At 53.8% G+C, this 12,401-nt stretch carries 10 protein-coding genes and 1 riboswitch; of the genes, 4 read left to right on the plus strand and 6 right to left on the minus strand.

What is annotated here, in order from left to right:
* Window positions 1–89 precede the first annotated feature (89 nt).
* Window positions 90–440 (plus strand): MGMT family protein, encoded by a 351-nt coding sequence (locus JR346_RS07760; RefSeq protein WP_205482147.1) that lies wholly within the window; start codon window positions 90–92, stop codon window positions 438–440.
* Window positions 441–984: 544 nt separating this feature from the next.
* On the opposite strand, the gene JR346_RS07765 is transcribed toward JR346_RS07760, so the two are convergent.
* Together JR346_RS07765 and JR346_RS07770 are read right to left on the minus strand one after the other, a co-directional pair.
* Window positions 985–1,791, minus strand: coding sequence for a DUF2382 domain-containing protein (locus JR346_RS07765; RefSeq protein WP_204877328.1), 807 nt, complete (start codon window positions 1,789–1,791; stop codon window positions 985–987).
* Between the two features lie 556 nt (window positions 1,792–2,347).
* Window positions 2,348–3,328, minus strand: coding sequence for a GNAT family N-acetyltransferase (locus JR346_RS07770; protein WP_205482148.1), 981 nt, complete (start codon window positions 3,326–3,328; stop codon window positions 2,348–2,350).
* 163 nt (window positions 3,329–3,491) lie between these two features.
* On the opposite strand from JR346_RS07770, the gene JR346_RS07775 reads away from it, so the two are divergent.
* Complete coding sequence (locus JR346_RS07775) at window positions 3,492–4,100, plus strand: GNAT family N-acetyltransferase (protein ID WP_205482149.1); 609 nt, start codon at window positions 3,492–3,494, stop codon at window positions 4,098–4,100.
* A 218-nt stretch (window positions 4,101–4,318) separates the two neighbouring features.
* On the opposite strand, the gene JR346_RS07780 is transcribed toward JR346_RS07775, so the two are convergent.
* Window positions 4,319–5,701, minus strand: coding sequence for a glycine--tRNA ligase (locus tag JR346_RS07780; RefSeq protein WP_204877331.1), 1,383 nt, complete (start codon window positions 5,699–5,701; stop codon window positions 4,319–4,321).
* A gap of 150 nt (window positions 5,702–5,851) precedes the next feature.
* Between JR346_RS07780 and JR346_RS07785 the strand changes: the two genes are divergently transcribed.
* Entirely contained in the window at window positions 5,852–6,079 is a 228-nt protein-coding gene (locus JR346_RS07785) for an RNA-binding S4 domain-containing protein (protein WP_204877332.1), read from the plus strand.
* 133 nt (window positions 6,080–6,212) lie between these two features.
* Here JR346_RS07785 and JR346_RS07790 read toward each other — a convergent pair whose 3' ends face one another.
* From JR346_RS07790 to JR346_RS07800, 3 genes are all read right to left on the minus strand, one after another.
* Window positions 6,213–6,890, minus strand: coding sequence for an alpha/beta hydrolase (locus JR346_RS07790; RefSeq protein WP_204877333.1), 678 nt, complete (start codon window positions 6,888–6,890; stop codon window positions 6,213–6,215).
* Between the two features lie 71 nt (window positions 6,891–6,961).
* Window positions 6,962–8,182 carry a homoserine O-acetyltransferase gene (locus JR346_RS07795; RefSeq protein WP_205482150.1) on the minus strand — a complete coding sequence of 407 codons (1,221 nt, stop codon included), beginning with the start codon at window positions 8,180–8,182 and terminating at the stop codon, window positions 6,962–6,964.
* A gap of 116 nt (window positions 8,183–8,298) precedes the next feature.
* The gene (locus tag JR346_RS07800) at window positions 8,299–9,642 is read right to left on the minus strand and encodes an O-acetylhomoserine aminocarboxypropyltransferase/cysteine synthase family protein (protein ID WP_205482151.1); all 1,344 of its coding nucleotides are present in this window, start codon (window positions 9,640–9,642) and stop codon (window positions 8,299–8,301) included.
* 152 nt (window positions 9,643–9,794) lie between these two features.
* Window positions 9,795–9,929: riboswitch (SAM riboswitch) on the minus strand.
* Between the two features lie 206 nt (window positions 9,930–10,135).
* Between JR346_RS07800 and JR346_RS07805 the strand changes: the two genes are divergently transcribed.
* Complete coding sequence (locus JR346_RS07805; RefSeq protein WP_205482152.1) at window positions 10,136–12,301, plus strand: S9 family peptidase; 2,166 nt, start codon at window positions 10,136–10,138, stop codon at window positions 12,299–12,301.
* Window positions 12,302–12,401: the final 100 nt, after the last annotated feature.

A 12,401-nucleotide genomic window follows, 5' to 3' on the forward strand; every position in this document is an offset into this window, starting at 1 on the left:
CGAAAAATCCGAAAGCAATGAAGTACTCTTTTTAATCAGTTTTCTAAGATTATTTTTACAAGAACAAAAGCAGTAGGTAGGTTTTATACATGGATGAAACGCGAGTAGAACGTATTCTGCGGGCGGTCGAATGCATCCCGGCTAGTGAAGTGGCTACCTACGGCGATCTGGGCAAAATCACGGACGAATCCCCAAGAGTCATCGGTAGGGTCATGGCGACCTGGGGCTCCAATGTTCCCTGGTGGCGGGTGGTGAACGCTAAGGGTCAGATCTCCGGTCATTTTGCCCAAGCGCTACCTCATTGGCAAGCAGAAGACATAACGGTTAAAGAAGAAGCCGGTGCGGTCGCTTTGAACAAGCACCGCACCGAGCTCTCGGTTCTTCAAGTCGCTTGGTATCAGGCGGTTGCAGACCTTACGGAGTCATCATACTGCCGGTAATCCCCAGGGTTTCACCGCTGACCTAGGACGCTTCGTCCGAGGCAAGGAACACATAGGCACCTACACATTCGGCGGGCTGACCGTGGCTGGGTTACAAGGGAGTCAAGAAGGGGCGGTCAGGTACGCGGAGGACACCGCGCGGGCACAGTGCCTGCGCTAGACCCCTTGCTGAAGGTGTTCTGTGTTGCCTTAGTCAGAGCGTAATCCAGCAAGATAGCTGGGAGCTTGTATGCCTGAATCGCCACCCCCTCATCAGGGCATGGCGTCCCCAAAGACGACCATGACCAACAGAAGATTCAAAGCCCAAATCTGCAAGGGGCTCCATCTTAGAATCCAAACCCGGTTTTTCTTGCTCCTACCCCAGAGGTTTCATAGCTTCGTACTTGCTACGGGGTCATCAGTTCAGACACAATATCTCAACTCAACGCTGGTTTTAATGGTTAGTCTGTAACGCTAGGTACTGACGGCAAAGCCCCGTGCATTTCTCGTATGAAGAATTGCACGGGGCTTTGTTACACCTAGCTAGAAATTAGCGAGGGAAGAATTAGAACTTACGGTTCTGCTCGTCGCCTTCAACGATGATTTCTTCCTTGCGTACGTCAGCTGAAACGCGCTCGGTCTCAGTGTGTACTTCCTTGCCCAGTGAAACGCGCTCGGTTGCAACGGTTTCGGTTGAAACAACGGGACGCTCTTCGTGTGCGGTAACGGTTACGTCAGCGCGTGCTTCTGCTGAGTCGAAGTCGTAGCCTTCAACTACTTCGCCGTCACGAACTTCGCTGCGCTCAACAACAATTTCTTCACGACGTACGGGAACCTCAACGGTCTCGGTGTCGGTGTGAACAACCTTACGCAGGCGAACCTTGCCGGTTTCGCGTGCTGAGGTTGCAGTTGAAACGTTCAAGCGCTCTTCGTGAGCAACAACATCGCCCTCGTGCGCGTCAACGTCGCGGTGAGCGTCAGCGTGCGCTTCGGTACCTGCGACACCTGCGGTGGTGGTTGCAGTCTCGGTTGCATGTACGTCACGGTCGCCAGCTACGGGAGCTGCTGAGAGTGAGTAGTACTCGTACAAGCGCTGCTCTTCAGCAGGTGAGAGCTCGCCGTCTTCAGCGATGCTCGGAGCGTCCTTGACGAAATCCTTTGAGAAGGGAACAACAATCTCATCACCGTTGTACTGAGCGTTGTTCAGAGGTACGAAGGTCTCGTTTGCGCCAAACAGACCGGTTGCAACAGTTACGAAGGTGGGCTGGCTGTTGTCTGCGTCGAGGTAAACTTCGCCGACCTTGCCAATCTTTTCACCATCGGTTGCTACAACAACGCTGTTACGCAGGTTTTCAATTGAAGTGTTAGCCATGATTAGCTACCTTTCTTTCCCTATCATGTGAAGAGCGGTTTGCCCTTCCATCGATACTGTTCTTTCGAACTGCAGATAAGACGAACCAAGTTGACTGTTTATCACGCTACTGAGTATTTTTACCGAAAAAAATTTTTGACGAGAGTCACAGACTCCTGCCAAAATCTTCAGTTTTCAGTTTTCCCAGCCTGCCACAAACTATATGTTCAGCCCGAACTTTCTTGAGACTCAGCTTACCACCTTTCAGAAGTAGTTCGCCCACTTTCTAGTGACACAGGGCACCCCCAGTGTGTCTGAGGTAAGCAGCAAAAAATTTCGTGACTTTTTACGTCTATACCCCGTCGTCACCTGCATTACCTGTCCGTCCCCACCCTTCCGATGCATACTGACAGACCCCAAAAAGCTCACTCCTCAGAAGACCGCCTACCGTTACAAGCAGCCTTTTCTTCCTCACGGCGTGAGCCGGGTCTATCTTCCCGATTTTGCTTGATTTTTCAAGCAAAAAGACGCGACGCTACCTCGGCAAGAGGGGCGACGCGTCCACAGGTTTCAGGGTTTAGAGAGCTTTGAGAGAAGTCTCAGCTACCACCATGGTTTCAGTAACCACAGAAGCTGCCCCCGACTTCACAAAGTGGTCAATAAGCACCGCTAAATCCTCCATAGAGTCATCAACTTCAACCGTCACAGGGTACTGGTACGCCAACAGCGAAAGCACCTGAATAATAGCTTCTCGCACCCCCGCGAAGTCATAATCGTAACCAAGTAAAATTTCGGTTGCGGAGCCCTCCGCAATTTCAGCACCGGGTACATCAGCCTGCAACGGACGGTAGCTCACAGCGAAAGCCTTAATATCGCCCTTTTTGCCCTGCTTCTTGGCAGCGATGATGTCATCACGCAGAACAATCGCGCCAAAAGCCTCAGCCTCATCAGAAAGAAAGAGGCGATTGACACGCGGCAACGGTGTTTCAGCTGGAGGATCCCACGCGTGTGATCGCACATAGAAATCCCACAGTTTCTGGGTGAGCTCGATCGAGCCGGTGGCAAGATCTTCAATTGCCTGGTGGGCACGTCCATCTTCATCTTCGTGCAGTGGCACCAGTGGAATCGCACCCGCCTCAATACGAACCAGACGCGAGCGCTGCAGATTCTCCAAGCCGTGTGCCTGCGCGAACGCTTCCCCTGCGCTACCGGGTTCAACCTTCGTGCGCAGAGTATGAACACCCGAGGGAGAACTTTTCGCCAGCTCTCGAAGTTTGTTCAGCAGTAAAGTACCAACACCCTGCCTGCGGTGTTCGGCAGCAACCTCAAGATAAGACCATAAATGGCGATGATGAAGGGACGTTTCGTAAATAGTGCCCGCTGCTACCGGAATACCCAGGTGCTCAACAACCAGGGTTCTTGACCAAGGCTGGGCATCGGAGTCAGCCGTAATGGACGCACGGAATGCCTCATTCGTGCTGTTATCAGCATCGTGCCAAATCTCAAGCAGAGCTAAATCATCGCCATCTTGCCAGGGGCGAACAGTAAAATCTTTCATAACACCTCATGTGTGAATAAATGCAGCAACCGAGCTGCTCATAGCCGAAATTCTTAGTATTTACCTACCAGTCTACGAGAGCTAAAGGGCGCACCCGGCAACTGTTCACCTGAACGCAAAGTTTTGCTACGTACCAGTTAGGTATGATCGTTAGATTATGACTATGTCCAAGACTCTCGCAGATAAACCCACCATCACTGGCGACCTGGTTGAACTGCGTCCATTCGATAGCGAAGCCACCGAAGCAATGCTCAGTTTCATCAAGGAGCCCGATGTCCTCAAGCGCACAGGCACCGTACATTCTACCGAGGACGCAAAAAGCGGCGCCCCCGGTGGCTACGAGCACGCCCGCAGGTGGTACGAAACACGCAACGAGCAAACTGACCGCATCGATTTGGCGGTCTTCTCTTTGAACGAGAAAAAATATGTGGGCGAAGCAGTGCTCAACGAATATGACGCTGCAGATCAGTCACTCAACTACCGTATTCTTATTGGTTCTGCTGGACAGGACAAGGGATACGGAACCGAAGCGACCCGCCTATTAGTTGATTACGCCTTTAGAAACCTTGATATTGAACGCATCAGACTTGAGGTATTCGACTTCAACGCCCACGCCCGCTACGTCTACACCTCGGTTGGTTTCACAGAAATTGAACGCGTCCCAGACGCGCTGATCTTTGACGGCAAAACGTACGATTCCATCATCAAAGAAATAACCCGCGCAGACTTTCAAAAGTTTCAACCGCTGAAGCAGGTAGGGGCAGCTGCGTAAAAGTTACCCCGCCCCGCCTGTTGCGGTTTACGCACACGAAGCATACGAAGCACCCGTGAGGTAGCGGGTGCTTCTTTGTTGCCGCCCCTAAAAACCTTTGGTGCAAAGAGTCTATAGGACTAAGGACGCGTTGCCCTTCCCCGCGCCTCAAGCAGGGGATGAACAGCGCGTCCGGGTGCATACGCTCGCCGGTGCCCTCGCACCAAATCGCGTTCTTTTTAGAGAGCCAACTTATCTGCCAGGTAGCTCTTGACCTGACCCAAAGAAACGCGTTCCTGGTTCATGGTGTCGCGCTCACGGATAGTGACAGCATTATCTTCAAGAGTGTCAAAGTCGACGGTAATGCAGAAAGGGGTGCCGATTTCGTCCTGGCGGCGGTAACGACGACCGATTGCACCGGAGGTGTCATAGTCGATGTTCCAGTTCTTGCGCAGTTCAGCAGCCAGCTTCTCAGCAGTCGGGGTCAAGTCTTCCTTCTTAGACAGAGGAAGAACAGCAGCCTTGACCGGAGCCAGACGCGGGTCGAGCTTCAGCACAGTGCGCTTATCAACGCCACCCTTGGTGTTAGGAGCTTCGTCCTCAACGTATGAATCAACCAAGAACGCCATCATGGAGCGGGTCAAACCAAAGGAAGGCTCAATCACGTAGGGTACGTAACGCTCACCGGATGCCTGGTCAAAGTACTCAAGTTTGGCATTTGAGTGCTCGTTGTGTACACCAAGATCATAGTTGGTGCGATTGGCAACGCCCATGAGCTCGCCCCACTCGCTACCCTGGAAACCGAACTTGTACTCCAGGTCAATAGTGCCTGCTGAGTAGTGGGCGCGGTCGTCCTCAGGAACATCGAACTTACGCATGTTATCGGGATTAATGCCCAGGTCAATAAACCAGTTCCAGCAGTCATCGACCCACTTCTTGAAGTGTTCATCAGCTTCATCAGGATGAACGAAGTACTCGATTTCCATCTGCTCAAACTCGCGGGTGCGGAAGATGAAGTTACCAGGGGTGATTTCGTTACGGAAAGCCTTACCAATCTGACCGATACCGAAGGGAGGCTTCTGACGAGCAGCGGTTACCACGTTGTTGAAGTTTACAAAAATACCCTGAGCAGTTTCAGGGCGTAGGAAGTGCAGACCCTCTTCATTATCAACCGGGCCCAGGTAAGTCTTCATCAAACCAGAGAAGTTCTGGGGTTCAGTCCACTCACCGCGGGTGCCACAGTTGGGGCAGGCAATTTCAGCCATACCGTTTTCAGGCGCGCGACCCTTCTTCGACTCAAAAGCCTCAATGAGGTGATCCTGACGCAGACGGGTGTGGCAGGAAAGACACTCCACGAGAGGGTCAGTAAAGGTAGCAACGTGACCAGACGCCTCCCACACTGCCTTCGGCAAAATAATGGAGGAATCAAGACCAACCATGTCCTCGCGTCCGCGCACGAAAGTCTGCCACCACTGCTGACGGATGTTTTCTTTCAGCTCAGCACCGAGAGGGCCGTAATCCCATGCTGAGCGGGTACCACCGTAAATTTCACCCGCCTGAAAGACGAAACCGCGGCGCTTCGCAAGCGCAATAACGTTATCGAGAACTGACTTCTCTGCCATGAATCTTTTCGCTCCTTGTGCTCCACCACTGGATGCGGCGTGCTGGGGTTTCTTATTGGGTCTGTGCGTTTGAAAGTTCAACGCGCTTGAACTAGGTTACCAGCGTTCACCTGCTGCCAGGAGAAAAATGAAGCGAGTAAAGTGTGAACTATGAGTGATATTGAAGAAGTTTATATTCGCGATGAAATGATTCGCTTGGGTCAGTTTCTGAAACTCGCCTCAATGGTTGAAAACGGTGTGCATGCCCGCGAGGTTATTGCGGACGGTTTGGTCAAGGTCAACGGCGATATTGAAGAGGCACGCGGCAAGCAGCTGCACCCCGGTGACACCGTGACGCTGAACGGTGTGACTGTAAAAGTGGCACGCGAGGAGTTCTAAAGCGCGTCCCGCACGCCGGAGCTAAACGTCATTCACCTTTAGATGCACGATTCACCTGAGATGCAGAGGTGAATCGTGCATCTAAAGGCAACCCGCTTCTTGAAGGACGCAACAGCTCGGCACGCAGAGCGTCTTAGTTCATGACCTTCTGCTCAATAAATTCAGCCACGTGCCCGATTTCTTGGGCGTTGACGCCGTGACCCATGCCCGAGTACAGTCTCTTGGTCGTCTCAAAGTGGTCACCTGCGTACTCAAGGGTGAACGCTACCTTATCTTCGGGAATCACAGGGTCTGCCTGGTCGCGTCCGTAAAACAGGGGAATCTGAGCAGCAGCCACCGCGGCATTGTCAAAGTAGTTGCTCTGCGTTTCAATAACGTAGCCCGAGAGACCAATCACTGCCTTTACAGCGGTAGGACGATGACGCGCCACCGAGGTAGCCACCGCCATGCCCTGCGAAAAGCCAAGGAGGGTAATGTCGCTATAAATACCGGCGTGATCATCGAGCCACCGCAGTACATAATCACTGGCAAGTTCGACCCCGCGCACGTTCGTATTCAGGCGCTGATCCAGCGAGTACCACTGATAGCCCATTGCGCTACCGGGAATATACGCCTGATTTAGTTCAGCATCAAAAGGCGCACCTACTGGTTGCGGGGCGCGCAAAGCCACGTAAGTCATACCCTGATTCGGCAGATGCGGGGTCAGCCCCAACAGGTCTCGCTCGTTAGAACCATAGCCGTGCAAAAGCACTACCAAATGGCTATCTTCGCGCTGTTCAGGACGGTTGGAATATTCAGCGGTGTAAGTCATAGCCCCATTCTCGCACGGTGTAGTCGCACCCCAGGAATATTGAAGAGTTAGGCGTTGGCAACCCGAGCTCTTCAAGCGGCAGCAGCCACCTGGGAGGGCACTTCCCTGTTCTCCTCTTCTCGTTCACTGTGTTCGGCAAGTGCCTGACGCAGAATCCTCTCTACTTGACCGGTCTCAATCAAGAACCCGTCATGCCCTGAGGGCGAGTGAATGACCTGAGGTTCTACCGGGTGAGGCAGTGCGGACGCAAGAATGTGAGAATCACTGGGAAAAAAGAGACGATCCGAGTCAACGTAGGCAACCAACCAGTGGCAGTGCGCCGTGGGTTCTAGCGCCTGACGTAGGCTACCGCGTCCGCGCGCCACGTCGTGAGTTAAAAGAGCCTCATTGATTGCCAGGTAGGAGTTAGCGTCAAAGCGTTTAACAAGTTTTTCGCCCTGGTAGTCTAGGTAGCTTTCGACCTGGTACCTGCCGCGACCGGTGTTGTAGGAGGTCAGGGGCTGTTCGCCAGGCTGGACGTCGCGTCCAAAGCGGAAGTCGAGTTCGGCGGCAGAACGGTAGGTTGTGTGAGCGATACGGCGCGCCAAAGCCAGACCTGTTTCGGGGGCTGCTCCGTCGTAGTAGTCACCGCCCGCGAAATGAGGATCCTGACGAATCGCCAGGTTCTGCATATGCCCCCAGGCGATAGTATCTGCCGTTGCCGATGATGCTGACGCGATCACAGCACAACCGCGTACCCGATCGGGGAAAGTGGCTGCCCATTCCACTGACCGCGCACCACCCAGGGAGGCGCCGATAACATAGCTAAAACTCGGAATACCCAGGGCATCGGCTAACCTCGCCTCAGCCCGTACGGTATCACGAATCGTCACCTGCGGAAAACGAGAACCCCAGGGTTTGTTCTCTGGATCTATAGAGGAGGGAGCGGCACTGGCAGGCCCCGTTGAGCCATTGCATCCACCTAAAATATTGGGAGAAACCACAAAATACTTGTTAGTATCAATCACAGCACCCGCGCCCACGATGCCCGCCCACCAGCCCTCAGTCTCAGCATAGGCACGGGTCTTCGCATCGGCATCACCGCCTACCAGTCCCCGCGAAACGTGGGTATCACCGGTCAAGGCGTGTAAAACCAGAATCGCGTTTGAAGCGTCGTGGTTTAACTCGCCCCAGGTCTCATACGCAAGAGTAACCTCGGGCAGCACTTCGCCTGATTCAAGGGTGAGATCACCAACCGTCTCGAAACGAAGTACTCCGTCTTCACGAGCAAAATTGCGGGGTTGAATCGTCATTGATGGTTTTTCCTAGACTATTGCTGGGGTCAAAGGCAGACAGATAAAAGTAGGCGATCAAGAATAAAAATCCCCTGCCAGTGGGCGATACCCACCGGCAAGGATCGGTGGAGAGCTTAGCTAATTGCCTCAAAACCTAGTTCGAGGTCAGCAAGGATGTCATCGATGTGCTCAATACCCACCGACAGGCGAATAAAGGCAGGATTAATACCGATGGCGGCAAGCTCCTCATCAGTGGACTGCGAATGGGTGGTTGATGCCGGGTGTACCACCAGCGAGCGCACGTCGCCCACATTGACCAACAAGGAGTGAAGGTGCAAGGCGTCGACGAAGTTCTGGGCGGTAGTGGCATCAGCGTTTTTGAGGGTGAAGCCCAGCACCGCGCCGGGGCCGTTGGGAATGTATTTCTGTGCCAGCTCGTAGTAGGGCGATGAGGGTAGCCCCGCCCATGTCACCGATTCAACAGCTTCGTGGGTTCCAAGGTACTCAGCGACTTTGCGAGTGTTCTCAATGTGGCGTTCCACGCGCAGCGAGAGGGTTTCAAGACCAATAGCAATGTTGAAGGCGTTGGTGGGTGAGATTGACGAACCTAAATCGCGCAACAGTCCCACGCGGGCTTTGATGATGTAGGAGACGTTGACGCCAAAGGGTGAATCCGGTCCCAGATCACGGGCGTAGACCAACCCGCCGTATCCCTCGTCCGGGGTGTTGAACAGGGGGAACTTCTCGGGGTCTTTACCGTAATCGAAGTTGCCCGAATCAACGATGACACCACCAACCGACGTACCGTGCCCACCCAAGTATTTAGTGGCAGAATGAACCACGACGTCCGCGCCCCACTGGATGGGGTTCAGTAGGTAGGGGGTGGGAATGGTGTTATCAACAATTAGGGGCACTCCCGCCTCATGTGCAACGCCTGCAACACCCTCAATATCAAAGACATCGCCGCGCGGGTTCGGCAGGGTCTCACCGAAGAAAGCCTTAGTGTTGGGCTGGACCGCTGCTTTCCATGCCTCAAGGTCATAAGGATCTTCCACGAAAGTGGTTTCGATACCAAAGTTCTTCAAGGTGTACTTGAGCAAGTTGTATGACCCGCCATAGAGAGAAGGGGATGCAACAATATGATCGCCTGCGCCCGCTACGTTAATGAGGGCGTAGGTGGTTGCTGCCTGACCAGACGCTAGCAGCAGCGCGTCCACACCGCCTTCAAGGGCTGCAATACGCTTCTCTACTGCCTCTTGAGTGGGGTTGTTGATGCGGGTGTAAATAGGACCAAGCTCTGCCAGGGCGAAACGGTCTGCTGCCTGCTGAGAGTCTTTAAAAACAAAGGATGTAGTCTGGTAGATCGGCAGTGCGCGAGCGCCGGTTGCCGCATCGGGTTCTTGCCCGGCGTGAATCTGCTGTGTTTCGAACTTCCACCCGGTGGGGTTTGAGGGGGTGGGAATAGTGCGCTCTGACATGTATGCCTCCAATAAGTTTTGTTTTTCTTAGTGGGGCTGATGCGTACAGGGGTTGTTTTTACCCGTACACGGTCAAAGTTTCTTGAGCACACAGTACATCTGAACCCTTAGTATTACCTGCTGAGAGTGACAAAGAGTCTGTAAGCGCATCAAGCCCGCGTTTGTAACGTTTGGTGCTGCAAGGCTTAGAGCCTTGCAGTCGTTACCCGGTCTTCACCCAGGGCACCCCACCGCGGTTGGAGGGTTGCCGACCAGCTAGCTGGGGCTTAGCGCTGGCTCTCATGACCTGCCTCTATGTTTTCGTATGCACCGGTGCCCGGTCAAGACAGCCCGAATAGATTTCTTAATGTGTAAACATTACGTCAGATATTAAGCCGCCGAGATCCTGCTATAAATCAGGTTCTCGGCGCAGGGGTATGAGCTTCTTACAACACCGCCCACAGCGTAAAATGATTTTTTAAGATTTGAACTCATCGCTCAGGAAGTAAACCCTATGGTTACGCATCAGCCCCCCGTAGCAGCCCAGCATCCGACCGTTCGCACTTTTCATGAAGATAGTGTCAGCGACTCTTACGAGTGGTTGCGCGATAAAGACAGCGAAGAGGTTTTAGCTCACCTGCACGCTGAGAATGCCTACACTGAGCAGGTCACAGCGGATCAACAACCGCTCCGCGAAGCAATTTTCAGTGAGATTAAAGAGCGTACCCTTGAAACTGATCTCTCGGTGCCAGCCCGTAAGGGTTCGTGGTGGTACTTTGCGCGCTCGGTTGAGGGTGAGCAGTACCCGGTGATGTGCCGGGTTGCCGCGTCCACTACTGACGATGATATTGCCGATTACACTCCCCCGGTGATTGAACCGGGCGTTGCCCTTGCCGGTGAGCAGGTGCTACTCGATTGCAATGAGTTCGCCCGCGAGCTACCCTACTTTTCTTTGGGTGGCTACAGCGTGAGTTTCGATGGGGCGCTGCTGGCGTTCTCGGTTGATTCCAGCGGCGATGAGCGCTACACCCAGCATTTCTTGGACTGTTCTACCGGCACCCTGTTAGATGAAACTATCGACAATATTTTTGCGGGTTCTTTTCTAACTCCCGATGGTTCATCGCTGATTTATACGGTTGCCGATGAGTCGTGGCGTCCCTATGAGGTGCGTAGGCATCTACTGGGTTCAACGCAGAAAGATCAGCTGCTCTTTCATGAAGCGGACGCGGGTTTCTGGTTGGGTGCCGAAATTTCTAGCGACCAGTCCTCGCTCATTATTGAAGCCGGTAATAGTGAGTTCGCCGAGGTGTATGTGGTTGCCCTCGATGCGCTCGATAGTGTGGACGCCGCCCACCTCACCCCTGTCATCTCGCGAAATGAGGGTGTGCAGTACGGGGTTGAGCCTGTGACCGTTGCGGGCAGTCAGCACCTGCTCATTGTGCATAACTTTAGGGCAGTTAATTCTGAGGTGGTGTTAGCACCAGCTGTCCCGATGCCTTTTAACCAGTTGAAGAACGCTTGGGTTCAGGTTCTGCCCCATCAAGAGACCGTGCGTGTTGAGGGCGTGGCGCTTTCCCGCGACCGTCTGGTTGTTGCTGCCCGCGCTAACACCACGAGCAGACTCTTTTTTGCCCCTGTCTCTGCGCTGCAAGAGCTCATGGTCAGTGGTACTTCACCTAAGTTTGACGAACCTGCCGATTTCACCGAAGAACTTTATACCTGCACGCTCAGTGCCGCGCACGGAGACTCTCCCGTGGTGCGCTTTAGCTACGGTTCGTGGGTCACTCCCACTCGCATCTACGATTACTTCCCGGCAACCGCCGTACTTGAGATGCGCAAGGAAACCCCGGTTTTGGGTGGCTTTAACCGCGAGGATTACCGTGCTTACCGGGTCTGGGCGCAGGCGTCCGACGGAACCGATATTCCCGTATCCATCATGCACCGCGCTGACCTTGATCTCACCCGCGAGCACCCTGTCTTGCAGTATGGCTACGGCTCCTACGAGGTCTCTATGGACCCGGCATTCAGCATCGCCCGCCTTTCGCTACTTAATCGCGGTGTCATCTTCGCGGTCGCGCACATTCGCGGCGGTGGAGAGCTGGGTCGTCAGTGGTACCTTGATGGCAAAAAACTCGCCAAGAAAAATAGCTTCACCGACTTCGTTGCTGTTACTGATTATCTGGCTGCCCAGCCCTTTGTGGACGCCACCAACATCGTCTGCATGGGCGGTTCAGCTGGTGGTCTGCTCATAGGCGCAGTGCTCAACCTCGCCCCCGAAAAATACCGGGCGGCTATTGCTCAGGTTCCCTTCGTAGATGCCCTCACCAGCATCCTCGACCCGGAACTGCCGCTTTCAGCCCTTGAATGGGAAGAGTGGGGTAACCCCCTTGAATCGCGTGAAGTCTACGAGTACATGAAGTCTTACTCACCCTACGAGAACATCCACCCGGTACGCTACCCACCCATCGCCGCAGTGACCAGTCTCAATGACACGCGCGTCCTCTACGTCGAACCAGCAAAATGGGTTGCGAAACTGCGCGAAACTATTGACCCCACCTCGCCTGTACCCCTGCTCAAAATTGAAATGGACGGTGGTCACGGTGGCGGTTCCGGGCGTTACACCCGTTGGCGCGATGCTGCCTGGGACTACGCCTTTGCCCTCACCCACATGGGACTCTAATACCCGCTGTTGTGAATTCTGACCAGTGACCCCACACCGGCTTGAGCGCAAAAGCAAAATCCCCTTTGCTTTCTGTTCAGAAGGCAAAGGGGATTTTGCT

Origin of the sequence: Rothia sp. ZJ932, from assembly GCF_016924835.1 — a bacterium.
In the GTDB taxonomy this organism is placed as follows: Bacteria; Actinomycetota; Actinomycetes; order Actinomycetales; family Micrococcaceae; genus Rothia.